The sequence below is a fragment of the Yersinia sp. 2542 StPb PI genome, from assembly GCF_048593855.1.
Lineage (GTDB): Bacteria > Pseudomonadota > Gammaproteobacteria > Enterobacterales > Enterobacteriaceae > Yersinia > Yersinia enterocolitica_E.
In genome coordinates this window covers 1-16,770 of record NZ_JAZGQA010000099.1, presented here as the reverse complement: position 1 = coordinate 16,770, position 16,770 = coordinate 1, and the positions used below count along the sequence as shown (strand labels likewise).

The following is a 16,770-nucleotide window of genomic DNA, read 5'->3' as shown; positions in this document are numbered from 1 at the left end:
CTATAAGAAACAACATATTAAATTGGAATCAGAGACAAAAATAACATTACAGTTAGTCTGGTATTTATCAGCTAAAAAATGATTATAATCGTGTTTTGGCATTTTCTCTCTAAATGCATTTTTGTAAGGTAGAGCAAGATGGAACAGTTTGAAACAATCAGTGTTGAGCAGGCTCATAGCCGCCTGAAAGAGAATACCGCCGTATTGGTCGATATCCGCGATCCACAGAGTTATGAAGCGGGCCATGCCCCCATCGCGTTCCATTTGACCAACAGCAGCCTGCATACCTTTATGCAGCAAACAGATTTTGAACAGCCCGTCATGGTGATGTGCTACCACGGCAATAGCAGCAAAGGGGCGGCGCAGTATTTGCTCCAGCAGGGCTTTGAGGCGGTTTACAGCATTGATGGTGGTTTTGAGGCATGGGCCAAAAGCTATCCACAAGACGTGGTACAGACCAGTTAGCTAATGCTCACCCAATTGTGATATTTTTAAACACTTTGATTAACATCTCGTGATACCCAATAGATTTCAAGAGGCAGGAAGGCGGCAAGGGAGAGAATCCCGATGAGCTGACTCAAGTCAGTGATTCGGGTAAGCGAGAGCAGCCAACACAGCTGCAACTTGAAAGATGAAGGGTATAAATATGATTCGTGTAATAGCAATCTCTAATCCGCGTCTGGCGCAGGCCTTTGTGGATTATATGGCCACTCGCAATGTGGTACTGGAAGTTCGGCCTGATACTCAGGGTGCAGAGATCTGGCTTGCCGATGATGAGCAATTGCCCTTGGTGCAGCAGGAGCTGGAACAGTTTTTGCTCGATCCCCTCAATCCACGCTATCAAGCCGCAAGCTGGCAATCGGGTAATTTACACTCAAATTTATCCTATCAGCGCTTTTCCTACCTGCAGACACTGCGCAGTCAGGCCGGCCCACTGACATTGAGTGTCATGGTGCTGTGCATCGCCATCTATATTCTGATGCAAATTGTCGGCGATGCGGCCGTTATGTCATGGCTTGCCTGGCCCCGTGACGAGAGCCAATATCTACAACTCTGGCGCTGGGTCAGCCATGGCTTTTTACACTTTTCGCTACTGCATATCTTATTTAACCTGATGTGGTGGTGGTATCTGGCAGGACAAATGGAAAAACGGCTTGGCACCGGTAAATTGCTGGTATTAACTGTGGTATCTGCCCTGTTCAGTGGCTGGGGGCAATCGCTATTTAGCGGTGTGAATTTTGGTGGTCTGTCTGGTGTGGTGTATGCCTTAATGGGTTATGTCTGGCTGACCGGCGAACGCGCACCCGAGCGCGGTATCTCGTTGCCCCGAGGTTTAATGGCTTTTTCTGTCCTCTGGCTGATTGCCGGTTATTTCGATGTTTTAGGTTTGTCGATTGCCAATGCGGCTCACGTTTCAGGTTTGATTATTGGGTTATTAATGGCATTTTGGGATACGCGCAGCAGCGTAAGAACCACACAATAACTGCCTGAGCAACCAGGCGCATTAGGGGATTATAGTGAAGCAAACGCAGCGGCATGATGCGATTATTGAATTGGTACGCCAACAAGGCTACGTCAGCACTGAAGAGTTAGTAGAACATTTTGCCGTTAGCCCGCAAACCATCCGGCGTGATTTGAATGATTTGGCTGACCAAAACAAAATTCATCGTCATCATGGTGGTGCAGCACTCCCTTCCAGCTCAGTTAACGCCGCCTATAACGATCGTAAAGTGATGTGGTCGGAAGAAAAGGCCCGTATTGCACAGCGTGTTGCCAGCCAGATCCCCGATGGTGCAACACTGTTTATCGATATAGGTACCACGCCAGAAGCTGTCGCCCACGCGCTGATGAACCATAAGGGGCTGCGGGTGGTGACCAATAATCTTAACGTTGCTACCTTGCTGACGGCTAAAGAGGATTTCCGGCTGATTCTGGCTGGTGGTGAAGTTCGCACCCGCGATGGTGGGATTATTGGTGAGGCTACACTGGATTTCATTTCTCAGTTCCGTCTTGATTACGGCATCCTTGGTATCAGTGGTATTGATATGGACGGCTCACTATTAGAGTTTGATTACCATGAAGTGCGCACCAAGCGAGCAATTATCGAGAACTCCCGTTGTGTGATGCTGGTAACCGACCACTCAAAGTTTGGTCGTAACGCAATGGTGAATTTGGGGAATATGAATTTGATTGATTATCTGTTTACCGATCAGATGCCTCCTCCCAGTGTGATGAAGATTATTGAGCAGCATCAGGTTCAATTGGAGTTGTGTTAGTCGTTAAATTTTAGTTTTGGTTTTGGTGATCCGGTGCGGTTGTTAAAGCAACTCAAGTGCTCTAACAACCTAATCGGATCATCGAACACCGAACACCGAACAACCGAACCAGATCAACTATCCACTAAGTCCAAATCCAGTCCTTCCTCCCACATTTTGATAACAAAAATGTTACCTCCATCACGGGGAAATGTTTTTTTTTGGTTAACTCTTGGCTTGTTTGTTGGTTTTTGATTACAATCATGAGCGAAAACGAACATTAAAGAGCTGTTTCGAACATCTGGAGAGAGGAAGCATGGAAACCAAAGACTTGATCGTGATCGGTGGCGGCATTAATGGTGCCGGTATCGCTGCGGATGCGGCAGGGCGTGGCCTGTCCGTTCTGCTGCTGGAAGCGCAAGACTTGGCCTGTGCTACGTCTTCCGCCAGCTCCAAACTTATCCACGGTGGCCTGCGCTATCTGGAACACTATGAATTCCGTCTGGTAAGTGAAGCACTGGCCGAACGTGAAGTATTATTGAAACTGGCACCGCATATCGCATTCCCAATGCGTTTTCGTCTGCCGCATCAACCCCACCTGCGCCCAGCCTGGATGATCCGCACTGGTTTGTTCCTGTACGATCACTTGGGCAAACGTACCAGTCTGCCTGCCAGTAAAGGGTTGCGTTTTGGGCCAGAGTCGGTATTGAAACCAGAATTGGTGCGCGGTTTCGAATATTCTGACTGCTGGGTCGATGATGCTCGTCTGGTGGTGCTGAATGCACAAGAAGTGGTCGAGCGCGGTGGTGAAGTCCGCACCCGTACCAAAGTGACCCGTGCCTGGCGTGAACAAGGTCTATGGATGGTTGAAGCCATTGATGTGAATACCGGCAAAACCTTTACCTGGCGTGCCAAAGGCTTGGTAAATGCGACCGGACCATGGGTTAAGCAATTCTTCGACGACGGCCTGAAGCTGAAATCGCCTTATGGTATCCGCTTGATTAAAGGCAGCCATATCGTCGTGCCACGGGTTCATAATCAGCCACAAGCCTATATTCTGCAAAACGAAGACCATCGTATTGTTTTCGTCATTCCGTGGTTGGATGAATATTCCATCATCGGCACCACTGACGTGGAGTACCACGGCGATCCGAAAGAGGTGAAGATCGACTCACAAGAGATCGATTACCTGCTGAAAGTGTATAACGATCACTTTAAAAAACAGTTGGGTCGCGACGATATCGTGTGGACCTACTCTGGTGTACGTCCGCTATGTGACGACGAATCAGATTCACCGCAAGCTGTCACCCGCGACTACACGCTGGATGTGGCCGATGAAGGGGGTAAAGCACCACTGCTTTCTGTATTTGGCGGCAAACTGACCACCTATCGCAAACTGGCAGAACACGCGTTGGAAAAACTGTCTGGCTACTATCCGAATGTCGGCCCAGCATGGACCAAGACTGGCGCATTGCCGGGTGGTGATATTGGCGGCAGCCGTGACAACTATACTGTTCAGTTGCGCCATCGCTATAACTGGTTACCTGAAGGGCTGGCCCGCCGCTATACCCGTACTTATGGTAGCCATAGCGAGCTAATTTTGGCAGAAGCTACCAGTATCGAAAGCTTGGGTGAACATTTCGGCCATGGTTTGTATGAAGCAGAATTACGCTATCTGGTTGAAAAAGAATGGGTTGTAGAACTAGATGATGCGATTTGGCGTCGTACCAAGTTAGGTATGGCTCTGGACGATGCGCAGAAACAGCGCGTTGCCGAATGGTTGGCACAGGTGCAGGCCGGGAAACAACAGACATTATCGCTGGTTTCCTGATAGCCAACCCAGTTCGCCGATCTGCTTAAAAAAACCCTCTTCACAGTTGACTGTTGAAGAGGGTTTTTATTATTAGCTCAGTGGATATAACTACAGCCGGATAGGCTTAATATGCCAAATCTCATCGGCATATTCTTCAATGGTACGATCTGAAGAGAAGTAACCCATATTGGCAATATTGAGTAACGTCTTGCGCGTCCATTCGTCCGAATGGCGATATAGCGTATCAACCTGCTCCTGAGTATCCACATAGCTGCGATAATCAGCCAATAGCTGGTAGTGATCACCAAAATTGACCAGTGAATCGAACAGGCTGGTATAACGCTTAGGGTCTTCGGGGCTAAAGGTGCCCGTCGCCATTTGCGTCAATGCCAGATGCAATTCAGGATCTTCATCGTAATATTTCCGTGGGTTATAACCATTGTTACGCAGCACCTCGACCTGTTCGGTGGTATTGCCGAAGATAAAGATATTCTCCTCACCCACATGTTCGCGGATCTCGACGTTAGCCCCATCCAGTGTGCCAATGGTCAGCGCCCCGTTGAGGGCAAACTTCATATTACTGGTACCCGAAGCCTCGGTTCCCGCCAGCGAAATCTGTTCCGATAGGTCAGCCGCCGGAATGATCAACTGCGCCAGACTCACGCTATAGTTCGGAATAAATACTACTTTCAGCAGGTTATTAATCCGAGGGTCATTGTTGATTACCTTCGCCACGTCGTTGATCAATCGAATTATTTGCTTAGCATTGTAATAAGCTGATGCCGCTTTACCGGCAAAAATCACCACGCGCGGCACCCACTTCTCATCCGGTGCTTCGAGAATACGGTTATAGCGGGTGATAACATGCAACACATTCAGCAATTGTCGTTTGTACTCATGAATACGTTTGATTTGCACATCAAACAACGCGCCCGGATTGACCACAATATTCAATTTTTCAGCAATATAAGCCGCCAGCCGTTTTTTGTTCTCCAACTTGGCCTTTTGCAATGCCTGCAAGAAGCTTGGGTAATCGAGGTTTTTTTCCAGCTCACTGAGTTGGCTCAGATCAGTTCGCCAATTGTGACCAATACTGTCATCCAATACCGTAGCCAGTGGTCGGTTAGCCAACCCCAGCCAGCGCCGTGGCGTCACCCCATTGGTTTTATTGCAGAAGCGATTAGGGAAAATGTGAGCGAAATCGGCAAACAGTGACTGCACCATGAGTTCAGAGTGCAAAGCAGACACACCGTTAACTTTATGGCTGGCGATCACCGCAAGCCATGCCATACGGACCTTCCGCCCATGGGTTTCATCAATAATAGAGACTCGTGGCAACAGTTCTGGTTCAGACGGATATTGTTCCTGTACCAGTTTGAGGAAGTGATCATTGATATCAAAAATGATTTGCAGATGGCGCGGTAAGATTTTGCCAATCATGTCAATTGGCCAGGTTTCCAGCGCTTCGGTCATCAACGTGTGATTGGTGTATGAGAACACCTGCTGCACCACGTCCCACGCATCCATCCAATTAAACTTATGTTCATCGATCAACAGACGCATCATTTCAGGAATGGAAAGGACCGGGTGAGTATCATTGAGATGAATAGCAATCTTATCTGCCAGATTATCGAACGTCTGATGCATGGTCCAGTGGCGGCTGAGGATATCCTGTACCGTCGCCGACACTAAAAAGTACTCTTGTCGCAAACGTAATTCACGGCCGGAATAGGTAGAATCATCGGGATATAACACTCGTGATACGTTTTCTGAATGGTTTTTATCTTCAACCGCAGCAAAGTAATCACCCTGATTGAATTTGCCCAGATTGATTTCATTACTGGCCTGCGCAGACCATAAGCGCAGTGTATTAGTTGCATCCGTATCAAAGCCTGGGATGATTTGATCATAAGCACAGGCGAGGATTTCTTCGGTTTCCAGCCAGCGAGTTTTGCTGCCTTCCTGCTGAATTCGGCCACCGAAGCGCACTTTATAGCGGGTATTATGGCGTGGGAATTCCCAGGCATTACCGTATTCCAGCCAGTTATCTGGCGACTCCATCTGTTGGCCATCCACTATTTTCTGGCTGAACATGCCATATTCGTAGCGGATACCGTAGCCACGGCCCGGTAGTGCCAGTGTTGCCAGTGAGTCCAGAAAACACGCCGCCAGACGGCCTAAGCCACCATTGCCAAGCCCAGGGTCGTTTTCTTCTTGCAACAGCTCTGACAGATTGAGGCCCATCTCATCCAGCGCCTGTTCGATATCTTCATAAATACCCATCGATAACAGTGCATTAGAGAGGGTTCGCCCCAATAAAAATTCCATCGACAGATAGTAAACCTGACGAACGTCTTGTGATAATTGTGCGCGGTTAGAACGTAGCCAGCGTTCTACCATCCGATCCCGTACCGCAAATAATGTCGCATTCAGCCAATCGTGCTGAGTCGCAATCGAGGGATCTTTGCCGACAATAAACATCAATTTGTAGGCAATCGAGTGTTTCAGCGCATCCACACTGACAACGGGTGAGGTATAACTGAACGGTGATGTCATAGCGGTTTTCCCAATTCGTGGTTACAACAAATCGACAACTAGAGACGCCGATAAAGTGACAGATATTGACCAGCAGCTACTTGCCAACCAAAGTCCAACCCCATTGCATGACGCTGAACATGACGCCAATGTTTTGGCCGGCTCCACAGAACAAAAGCACGGCGAATTGCCCGCACCAATGCCTGCGCATCGCATTCATCAAACACAAACCCCGAGGCGCTGCCATCCGCCAGATTTTCCAGCGCGCAATCCACCACGGTATCTGCCAACCCGCCCGTATGCCGGACCAGTGGCAAAGTGCCATATTTCAAACCATACAACTGCGTTAACCCACAAGGTTCAAAACGGCTAGGCACCAGAATCACATCCGCACCGGCAATAATTCGGTGAGAAAATGCCTCGTGATAACCAATTTGTACCCCAACCTGGCCGGAATAGTCTGCCGCTGCCGCCAAAAACTCCTCTTGTAGAATGGCATCCCCCGCCCCCAAAACCGCCAGTTGCCCACCTAGTTTCAGTAATTCAGGCAAAGCTTCCAGCACCAAATCCAACCCTTTTTGCTCGGTCAATCTACTGACCACGGCAAAAATAGGTTTCTTATCCGTCACCTCCAACCCCATCGTGGTTTGCAGATGCACTTTGTTCACCGCTTTCTGCTGCAGGTTCTCTATGTCATAGCAGGCATGCAGCAAGGTATCGCTCTGTGGATCCCAAATGGCGCTATCCACCCCATTGAGGATGCCGGTCAAACGCCCCTGACTGGCTCGCTCTTGCAGCAGCCCTTCCATGCCGTAACCAAAAGCAGGTTGGGTAATTTCTTTGGCATAGGTCGGGCTGACAGTAGTGACATGATCAGCAAAGAACAGCCCAGCTTTCAGATAGGAAATTTGACCGTAGAACTCCAGCCCGTACATTTGGAAAAATGCGGCAGGGAGTTGTAACTCAGCCAAATGGTACCCGGCAAATAGCCCCTGATAGGCCAAATTATGGACGGTAAATACTGATCGTGCCGGTCTACCACGCGCCGCCAGATAAGCACAGGCCAGCCCAGCGTGCCAATCATGGGCATGCACCACATCGGGACGCCAGAAGCCATCCAGCCCGCAGGCCAGCTCACACGCCATCCATCCCAGCAAGGCAAAGCGGCGATAGTTATCGGCGTAAGCATGCAACGACTGGTCGTGATAAGGGCTGCCAGCGCGGTCATATAACCCCGGAGCATCAATAAGATAGATACCAATGCCCTGATAATGGCCGTAGCGCAGAGAAACCCGTCCGGCAAAGGTGTCTATCTCCCTAACCAGCACGGTGTCTGGTATTCCACGACGCAAATCAGGGAAGCCCGGTAGCATGACCCGAACATCGGCCCCTTCAGCAATTTGTGCGGCAGGTAAAGCGCCGACAACATCAGCCAATCCCCCTGTTTTCAACAAAGGAAATAGCTCAGAACATACGTGTAAGACCCGCATCGTGACTCCTGACACCTATCGGATAAATAAAATAGCCCTATTTGACGTTGACGGCTAATTTCGCCAGCATCGCACGGGTCACTAGCACCACCCCGCCCTCCGAACGATAAAAACGGGCGCTATCTTCATCGGCGTTTTCCCCGATAACCATCCCTTCAGGTATGTGACAGGCGCGATCAATAATGCAGCGGCGTAAACGGCACGAGCGACCAACATTGACATCAGGCAGCAATACCGTGGAATCAATGGTACAGAACGAGTTCACCCGAACCCGAGGGAACAACACCGAATGCACCACTACCGAGCCAGAAACAATACAGCCACCGGAGACCAGCGAGTTCATGGTCATGCCATGGCTACCGGAGCGATCCTGAACAAACTTAGCCGGCGGCAACGGCTCCATATGGGTACGGATTGGCCAGGCACGGTCATACATATCCAGCTCTGGTGTGACCGATGCCAAATCCAGGTTGGCCCGCCAGTAGGCATCCAATGTCCCAACATCACGCCAATAAGGTGGCAATTCGGCATTGGAGGTCACGCAGGAGAGATCAAACGGATGTGCCCAAGCCGCCTTCTGTTCGGTAAGTTTGGGAATCAAATCTTTACCAAAATCATGGGTAGAGCCAGGGGTATTCATATCTTCTTCTAATAACTTGAACAGATAATTGGCATTAAAAATATAGATCCCCATACTGGCTAACGCCATATCAGGCCGTCCAGGCATTGAAGGCGGGTTCGCAGGTTTTTCAAAGAAAGCCGTTATCTGGTAATCCTCGTCCACCTCCATTACCCCAAATTCATTGGCCTCGTTAATGGGTACCGGGATACAAGCAACGGTGCACTCAGCGCCTTTCTCTACGTGGTCGATGAGCATGCGCGAGTAATCCATCTTGTAGATGTGGTCACCGGCCAGAATGACCACATATTCCGCCTCATAGCGGCGGATAATATCCAGGTTTTGATAAACGGCATCCGCAGTACCTTTGTACCAATGCTCGGTGCTCAAACGTTGTTGGGCAGGCAATAAATCAACAAACTCGTTCATCTCCTCGTTGAGGAATGACCAGCCACGTTGAATATGCTGCACCAGAGTATGAGACTGGTACTGGGTGATGACACCGATACGGCGGATACCTGAATTCAAGCAGTTAGATAGCGCAAAATCGATGATACGGAACTTGCCGCCAAAATGTACCGCCGGTTTGGCACGGGTGGCGGTCAAATCTTTCAGGCGAGAACCACGACCTCCGGCCAGAATCAGCGCTACAGATTTATTCGGTAATTGTCTGGCTAACATCAATGGGTCTTTATTTTCGAATTTAACCATGGCTGACTCCTTAAGATTTCAGTACGAGCACGCAAATGTCATGCGCGGCTCCGTTCCATACGGTGAATGATTCCATCTGCTCTGACGGCCCAAAAGGAGGGATAACCTCCCATTCCCCCGCAGGTAACTGTATTTCACATTCTTGACCAGTGGCGTTAATCACCACCAGCCAGCGCTGAGACAACAGAATTTGCAGCTGTTTCTGGCAGCCATGTTCCCAAGCCGCATCACTCAGCACTTGCCCCTGACTATCCAGCCATTGCACATTGCCATCCCCCTCCTGCCACCATGCGTCCTTAATCAGGGCCGGAATTTGCTGGCGTAACCGGATAAGATCGGCGGTAAATGTCATTAATGAACGATCCGCACTGCCCCAGTCGAGCCAGGTGAGGACGTTGTTCTGACAATATGCATTGTTATTACCTTGCTGGCTGTGACCATGCTCGTCACCGGCCAGTAACATTGGCGTTCCCTGCGAGAGTAATAAGCTGGCCAACAATGCCCGCTGACAAGACTTACGCCGTTGCCAGATAGCCTCGTCAGCCACCAACCCTTCGCTACCAAAATTATTACTAAGATTGTTATCACTGCCATCACGGTTTTCCTCTCCATTGATTTGATTGTGCTTTTGGTTAAAACACAGCAAATCCTGCAAAGTAAAACCATCATGGGCGGTAATTTGATTGATACTGGCGGAAGGCAAACGCCCCCGCTGTTGGAAAAGATTGCTTGAAGCGGCAAAGTGCTGCGCAAACAGCCCCAGCGGTAAGTCATCCCGTAACCAGAAACGGCGCATCGCATCACGATACTGGTCATTCCATTCACTAAAACCGGTAGGGAAGTTACCCAGTTGATAGCCTCCCAGACCAATATCCCAAGGCTCGGCAATCATTTTGCAGGCACGCAGCCGCTCATCGGCAGCCAGCGCGGCGAATAAAGGGGCATGTTGGTCAAAAGCCGGCGTGCGGCCCAGAACGGTACCCAGATCAAAGCGGAAGCCGTCAACATGGCAGCTATCGAGCCAATGATGCAGGCAGTCGATAACCCACTGCATGACATTAGGATGATTAAGCCGCAGCGTATTGCCGCAGCCAGTCATGTTGTCGTATTCACCGTCAGGAGTGAGCCAGTAATAGCTAGCATTGTCGATACCGCGCTGGCACAGGGTTGGGCCAAAAATATCCAATTCGGCGCTGTGATTGAACACCACATCGAGAATCACTTCGATACCCGCTTTATGTAACGCTTTGACCGCATCTCGCAGCTCTCGCAGCGGAGATATACCGTCACGGCCCGAGGCATAATCAGGATCAACGGCATAAGGCGCCAGCACGTTATAGCCCCAATAATTACCCAGCCCCATCTTCTGTAAACGAGGTTCATCGACGTGGAATTGCACCGGTAACAACTCCAGTGTGGTAATGCCCATGTCTTGCAAATAGGTAATCATGACGGGATGAGCTAACGCCGCATAGCTACCACGCAGATCAGCCGGAATATCAGGGTGCAGTTTGGTTAAGCCGCGCACATGGGCTTCATAAATCACGGTATTGCCCCAAGGAATAGCCGGTGACTTATCCTCCTGCCAGTCATATTCTTCATGTACCACAATGCACTTAGGTAAGGCGGCAGCACTGTCGCGCTCATCGGGCTGATTAACCCCCCCCTCCAAGCTTGGATCATCCGCCACTTTGCGATCTAATGCATGGGCACCGGGGTCTATCAATAATTTATGTGGGTTAAAACGATGCCCTTGTTGTGGGTCAAATGGCCCGCTGACCCGATAACCATAGCGCTGCCCCGGTTTACCTCCAGGCAGATAGCCATGCCAGATATCACCACTGCGGGCGGGCAAGGCAATCCTCAATTCTTGGTTATTGTCATCAAACAGACACAGTTCGACCTGTTCAGCATGAGCTGAAAACAGCGTGAAATTTATCCCAGCCCCATCAAAATGGGCACCAATCGGTGTCGGGGAACCACGGGTAAGGCCAGTCATCCTACCCCTCCCGTAACAGGTAAATAGTCGACAGTGGCGGTAGTGTTAACAACAATGAGTGCGCGTGGTTATGGCTACCGACATGCTGGCTATGGATCCCCCCCTGATTACCCAGATTGCTGCCACGGTAAAACTCAGAGTCAGAATTAAGTACTTCCCGATAATGCCCTGCCTGCGGAATGCCCACACGGTAGTCATAACGCGGCACCGGTGTGAAATTACTGATGGCAATCAGTTCGCCACCATTCGCATCACGGCGCAAGAAAGCAAACACTGAGTTTTCGTGGTCATCTACCACCAGCCATTCAAAGCCATCGGGCTGGTAATCTAATTCATAGAGTGGCGCATGTTGTTGATAGCAGTGGTTCAGGTCACGAACAAAACGCTGCACGCCACGGTGCCAGCCATTTTCATCATCCAGTAGATGCCAGTCCAGGCTGGTATCGAAATTCCACTCACGCCCCTGTGCAAACTCGCAGCCCATAAACAGCAGTTTTTTACCGGGATGCGCCCACATAAACGCGTAATAGGCACGCAGGTTGGCGAATTTCTGCCAGGCATCCCCCGGCATACGATCGAGCACCGAGCGCTTACCGTGCACCACTTCATCATGGGAGATAGGCAAGATAAAATTCTCGGTATAGGCGTACAACATCCCGAAAGTCATCAGATTATGGTGGTACTTGCGATGAATCGGATCACACTGCATGTAATTGAGCGTGTCATGCATCCAACCCATATTCCATTTATAGTTAAACCCTAATCCGCCGGCATCGGGCGGTAATGTCACGCCAGGAAAATCGGTCGATTCCTCCGCCATCGTCACACCGCCTGGGCGCTCAACGCCGATGGTGTGATTGGTGTAACGCAGGAAAGCAATCGCTTCCAGATTTTCACGCCCGCCATAATAGTTAGGCACCCACTGCCCTTCAGCACGGCTATAATCGCGATAAATCATCGAAGCCACGGCATCAATACGCAATGCATCGATACCAAAACGTTCCATCCAGTAAAACGCATTGCCAGCCAAATAATTACGGACCTCATTACGACCATAGTTATAAATCAGGGTATTCCAATCCTGATGATAGCCTTCGCGCGGATCGGCATATTCATACAACGAGGTGCCATCAAACTGCATCAGCCCGTGTTCATCACTCGGGAAGTGACCGGGAACCCAATCAAGGATGACGTTAATCCCCGCGGTATGGAATGCGGCAACAAAATCTTTGAAATCCTGCGGAGTACCAAAGCGGCGGGTCGGTGCATATAACCCGAGCGGCTGATAACCCCAGCTGCCATCGAATGGATGTTCGTTAATCGGCAGCAGCTCGACATGGGTAAACCCCATGTATTTAACGTATTCAACCAGTTGCTCCGCCAACTCGCCATAACTGAGCCAATAGTTATTATCGGTATGGCGGCGCCATGAACCGAGATGGACTTCATAGATAGAAACCGGTGAGCGCAAATCATTGGCTTTCTGTCTTGCTGGCGTATTTTGCACCACTTCAGGTAACGGGCTGACCAACGAGGCAGTTTCTGGCCGCATCTGAGCTTCAAATGCATAAGGGTCCGCTTTTAAGCGCACCTGATCATTACTGTCTATTATCTCAAATTTGTACAACTGGCCGGCTTGTACGCCAGGCAGGAATAGCTCCCAAATACCATTTTCGCGCCGTAACCGCATCGGGTGGCGGCGACCATCCCAAAAGTTAAACTCCCCCACCACAGACACCCGTTTAGCATTAGGTGCCCAAACGGCAAAACTGACCCCCGCGACCCCATCAAGGCTCATTAAATGCCCACCCAGCCGTTCATAAGGGCGTAGATGGGTGCCTTCGGCCAATAACCAACTGTCAATATCCTGCAATAACGTCCCGAATCGATAAGGATCTTCGATGATTTGGGGACTGTCTTGCCAGGTAACCGCTAATTGATAACGAAACGGGCTTTTACGACGAGGAAGCTTCGCAATGAAAAAACCGCGCGGGTCTTCACTGGTCAACTGAGCAATGTTGCGCCCACTTTCCGTTTCGACCAGCCAGACTTCTTTTGCATCTGGCAGCAAAGCGCATATCTGTAACCCTTGCGCAGTTTGGTGCATACCCAAAATGGAAAAGGGATCGGCATAATGGCCGGAAATAATCTGATTAATCACCTGACGATCGGGAAGTACTGGCATGATTTCTTCCTATGATTAACGGCATGATTTTGAGCCAAATTCTGAACACTGACAGCAGAACCGACCTTTTCATCATGCAATCCATTTAGCGTTTAAAGAGTGACTAAGGTCAATGATTAACCAATTAGTTGATTTAATGCCCTAATACTCATTTTCTGACAGTAAAAGCTCGTCAGTTAACTTTTCTTACCCAAACTATAAGCATAGTCAAAGGCCGCCAAAAAAATCGGCTTACTATTAATGAAATTTTTTCTCATATGAATTAGCAAAAAAAACAGTGTGTAAACGGCGTAAGGCGTGCGTGAATGACGTAAAACCCTAAGTTAAGACGTAAAAACAGTGCGGATAACATCGGCCAGTAGAAATGCCCAAAACAGGGAACTGAGCTGACGTTTGCCCATATAAGGCCCTTTTTGCTTAAAAGGGGTAACGGTTAAAACTTTCTGCGGCTAAATGTGGTTACAATAGCGGCAAGAATTAGCATTTGTGGTTATCAATATGGGCGTAAGCCAAGCCGAACTGATTTTCTCCCTGCTACAACAGATGTGTGTGTATCTGGTGATCGCCTATCTGTTAAGTAAAACACCGCTGTTTATTCCGTTAATGCAGGTTACCATTCGGCTGCCCCACAAACTGGTGTGCTATCTCACGTTTTCCATGTTTTGCATCATGGGCACCTATTTTGGTCTGCATATTGAGGACTCCATCGCCAATACCCGTGCTATCGGTGCCGTGTTGGGCGGTGTTCTGGGGGGGCCATCGGTCGGTTTCCTGGTGGGGCTGACGGGTGGGTTGCACCGCTACTCCATGGGTGGGATGACCGCCACCGCCTGTATGTTGTCTACCGTCGCTGAAGGGCTATTGGGTGGCTTCCTCCACAGCTATTTGATACGTAAAAACCGCCTTGACTTGCTCTTCCAACCGCTGGTGGTTGCAGGCATTACGCTGGTCGCTGAAGTCCTGCAAATGTTAATTATTTTGGCCGTTGCCCGCCCATTCCATGAAGCTGTCGAGTTGGTCGGAAACATTGCCCTGCCAATGATGATCACCAATACCATTGGTGCTGCCATGTTTATGCGTATCTTATTGGACCGGCGGGCTATTTTCGAAAAATACACCACCGCCTTCTCAGCCAAAGCATTACAAATTGCCGCACGGGCGGAGGGGCAACTACGCCATGGTTTTGACCAACAAAACAGTATGCGGGTGGCACGTATTTTGTATGAGGAGCTGGGCGTTGGCGCGGTGGCAATTACCGACCGCGAGAAATTACTGGCATTTATCGGCACCGGCGCCGACCATCACCTTGTGGGGAGTGCTATCACCTCAGACCATACCCACCGGGCGATTGAGTTGAATCAGGTGGTTTATGCCGATGGCAATGCCGTCCCTTATACCTGCTCTATTTCACCCAACTGCAAACTGGGTTCCACGTTAGTTATCCCACTGCGCGGTGAAGAGCATCGGGTGATTGGCAGCATCAAGCTGTATGAACCAAAAAGTAAATTGTTCTCCAGTATCAACCGCACATTGGGTGAAGGTATTGCTCACCTGCTGTCCGCCCAGATTCTGGCGGGTGAATTTGAACAACAGAAACAGCTATTGGCACAATCAGAAATCAAGCTACTGCACGCGCAAGTAAATCCTCACTTCCTCTTTAACGCACTGAATACCCTGTCAGTAGTAATCCGCCGTAATCCAGACCATGCCCGCAAGCTGGTGCTTTCTTTGTCGACATTTTTCCGTAAGAACCTCAAGCGCAGCCATGATGTGGTCACGCTGAGCGATGAAATTGAACATGTGAATGCTTATCTGGAAATAGAAAAGGCACGTTTTGCCGACCGCCTCTCCGTTGAGATCTCATTACCTGATGAGTTGATGGAAGCGCGTTTACCGGCTTTTTCCCTGCAACCCGTGGTCGAAAATGCCATCAAACACGGTATAGCGCAGATGTTCAATAACGGGCGCATCACCTTGCACGGTAAGCTCGAGGGCAATACGTTGATACTGGAAGTGGAAGACAATGCTGGTTTGTATCAACCGCAACCAAACGGCGATGGGCTGGGGATGAATCTGGTAGATCGGCGAATTAAAGTCCGCTATGGCAACGAATATGGTGTCACCGTCCTAAGCGAGGCAGATAAATTCACGCGCATTACACTTAAGTTGCCCTTTATCACCGCGAGTGAGGGTTAACAGCGGTTAATTACTTACCCGTGCGAGCAATGATACTCACCATATTAAGTACCGCAGCAGAGCGCTCATGCCGCCGCCATGCCAGTGTAATCTTGGTTTTTAGCAAGCTATCGTCAATCTCATGATAAGTAACATTATTCGCCTGAATAGTTGTCAGCGAGCGAGGCACGATAGTAAAACCAAAGCCTGCCGACACCATCCCTATGGCAGACACCAACTGGGGGGATTGTTGCCCCAGCTCCGGCTTAAACCCAGCACGGTAGCAAGCGCTGATAATGGTATCAAACAATCCTGGAGCCACTTCGCGAGGGAAAGTAATCAGCTTTTCATGCTGTATCGCTTGCAGATTGATTTGTGGGCAGCGATGCAACTGATGGTTATGGGGCAGTACCAGCAACATATCTTCCTCCACCAGCACCTTACAGGTGAATTCATTACTGGCATCACATGGCTGACGGATAAAAGCCACATCAATGCGTTCGTTATGCAAATCATTCATTAACACCGGCATGGTCTTTTCACTGGGTGACAATATCACCTCAGGATATTTATCCCGATAGGCGTGGAGTAGGCGCAATACCAAGGGCTGGAAGGCTGTCGAGCTGGCAAAACCTACCCGCAACTTACCCGTCTCCCCGCGCGCGATACTTTTAGCTCGCTCTATCGCTTCATCCGTAAGCGTCAATATATGACAGGCATCCACATAGAACGCTTTCCCTGCATCAGTCAGTTCAACACCGCGCGTGAGCCGACGTAGCAGTGGTGTCCCGATCTCCCGCTCTAGCTTTTGAATTTGCTGACTTAGTGGTGGCTGAGAGATACCCAGCTTTTCAGCCGCCCGGGTGAAATGGCGGGCTGAAGCAACCGCAGCAAAATATCGTAGATAACGTAGTTCCATATATTATTGATATCAAAAAAGTGGGATTCCTATATTGGTACTTATGTTCTTTCAGCGTCAACCTTATAC

The 16,770-nt window shown here is 49.6% G+C and carries 11 protein-coding genes; 5 read left to right on the top strand and 6 right to left on the bottom strand.

Annotated features, from left to right (window positions below; genetic code table 11):
- Positions 1-138 precede the first annotated feature (138 nt).
- The 4 genes from glpE to glpD all read left to right on the top strand — a co-directional run bounded on the left by glpE (position 139) and on the right by glpD (position 4,086).
- Positions 139-465 (top strand): thiosulfate sulfurtransferase GlpE, encoded by a 327-nt coding sequence (gene glpE, locus V1952_RS13115; RefSeq protein ID WP_372560307.1) that lies wholly within the window; start codon positions 139-141, stop codon positions 463-465.
- 181 nt (positions 466-646) lie between these two features.
- Complete coding sequence (gene glpG / locus V1952_RS13110) at positions 647-1,483, top strand: rhomboid family intramembrane serine protease GlpG (protein WP_372560306.1); 837 nt, start codon at positions 647-649, stop codon at positions 1,481-1,483.
- A 34-nt stretch (positions 1,484-1,517) separates the two neighbouring features.
- The gene (locus V1952_RS13105) at positions 1,518-2,276 is read left to right on the top strand and encodes a DeoR/GlpR family transcriptional regulator (protein ID WP_083161259.1); all 759 of its coding nucleotides are present in this window, start codon (positions 1,518-1,520) and stop codon (positions 2,274-2,276) included.
- Between the two features lie 295 nt (positions 2,277-2,571).
- Positions 2,572-4,086: a glycerol-3-phosphate dehydrogenase gene (glpD, locus tag V1952_RS13100; protein WP_420074875.1), complete on the top strand. Its 1,515-nt coding sequence runs from the start codon at positions 2,572-2,574 to the stop codon at positions 4,084-4,086.
- Positions 4,087-4,176: 90 nt separating this feature from the next.
- Here the strand turns inward: glpD and glgP are convergent, their stop codons facing one another.
- From glgP to glgB, 5 genes are read right to left on the bottom strand one after another with little or no spacing between them, the layout of a single operon-like run.
- Entirely contained in the window at positions 4,177-6,624 is a 2,448-nt protein-coding gene (gene glgP, locus V1952_RS13095; protein ID WP_372560304.1) for a glycogen phosphorylase, read from the bottom strand.
- 38 nt (positions 6,625-6,662) lie between these two features.
- Positions 6,663-8,093: a glycogen synthase GlgA gene (gene glgA / locus V1952_RS13090; RefSeq protein WP_083161265.1), complete on the bottom strand. Its 1,431-nt coding sequence runs from the start codon at positions 8,091-8,093 to the stop codon at positions 6,663-6,665.
- A gap of 37 nt (positions 8,094-8,130) precedes the next feature.
- Positions 8,131-9,423, bottom strand: a complete 1,293-nt coding sequence (gene glgC, locus V1952_RS13085) for a glucose-1-phosphate adenylyltransferase (RefSeq protein WP_083161267.1) — start codon at positions 9,421-9,423, stop codon at positions 8,131-8,133.
- 10 nt (positions 9,424-9,433) lie between these two features.
- Positions 9,434-11,422 (bottom strand): glycogen debranching protein GlgX, encoded by a 1,989-nt coding sequence (gene glgX, locus V1952_RS13080; protein WP_420074874.1) that lies wholly within the window; start codon positions 11,420-11,422, stop codon positions 9,434-9,436.
- Position 11,423: 1 nt separating this feature from the next.
- Positions 11,424-13,607, bottom strand: coding sequence for a 1,4-alpha-glucan branching protein GlgB (gene glgB, locus V1952_RS13075; RefSeq protein WP_102970495.1), 2,184 nt, complete (start codon positions 13,605-13,607; stop codon positions 11,424-11,426).
- 498 nt (positions 13,608-14,105) lie between these two features.
- Here glgB and V1952_RS13070 point away from each other — a divergent pair, with 498 nt between their 5' ends.
- Positions 14,106-15,803 carry a LytS/YhcK type 5TM receptor domain-containing protein gene (locus tag V1952_RS13070; RefSeq protein WP_420071085.1) on the top strand — a complete coding sequence of 566 codons (1,698 nt, stop codon included), beginning with the start codon at positions 14,106-14,108 and terminating at the stop codon, positions 15,801-15,803.
- A gap of 10 nt (positions 15,804-15,813) precedes the next feature.
- Here V1952_RS13070 and V1952_RS13065 read toward each other — a convergent pair whose 3' ends face one another.
- Positions 15,814-16,701 (bottom strand): LysR family transcriptional regulator, encoded by an 888-nt coding sequence (locus tag V1952_RS13065; protein ID WP_372560299.1) that lies wholly within the window; start codon positions 16,699-16,701, stop codon positions 15,814-15,816.
- Between the last annotated feature and the right edge of the window lie 69 nt (positions 16,702-16,770).

Excerpts from the sequence above, each read along its gene's own strand:
- glgP (WP_372560304.1), bottom strand. The coding sequence starts at position 6,624 with ATGACATCACCGTTCAGTTATACCTCACCCGTTGTCAGTGTGGATGCG.
- V1952_RS13065 (WP_372560299.1), bottom strand. The coding sequence starts at position 16,701 with ATGGAACTACGTTATCTACGATATTTTGCTGCGGTTGCTTCAGCCCGC.
- glgX (WP_420074874.1), bottom strand. The coding sequence starts at position 11,422 with ATGACTGGCCTTACCCGTGGTTCCCCGACACCGATTGGTGCCCATTTT.
- glpD (WP_420074875.1), top strand. The coding sequence starts at position 2,572 with ATGGAAACCAAAGACTTGATCGTGATCGGTGGCGGCATTAATGGTGCC.
- glgA (WP_083161265.1), bottom strand. The coding sequence starts at position 8,093 with ATGCGGGTCTTACACGTATGTTCTGAGCTATTTCCTTTGTTGAAAACA.
- glpE (WP_372560307.1), top strand. The coding sequence starts at position 139 with ATGGAACAGTTTGAAACAATCAGTGTTGAGCAGGCTCATAGCCGCCTG.
- glpG (WP_372560306.1), top strand. The coding sequence starts at position 647 with ATGATTCGTGTAATAGCAATCTCTAATCCGCGTCTGGCGCAGGCCTTT.
- glgB (WP_102970495.1), bottom strand. The coding sequence starts at position 13,607 with ATGCCAGTACTTCCCGATCGTCAGGTGATTAATCAGATTATTTCCGGC.
- V1952_RS13070 (WP_420071085.1), top strand. The coding sequence starts at position 14,106 with ATGGGCGTAAGCCAAGCCGAACTGATTTTCTCCCTGCTACAACAGATG.
- glgC (WP_083161267.1), bottom strand. The coding sequence starts at position 9,423 with ATGGTTAAATTCGAAAATAAAGACCCATTGATGTTAGCCAGACAATTA.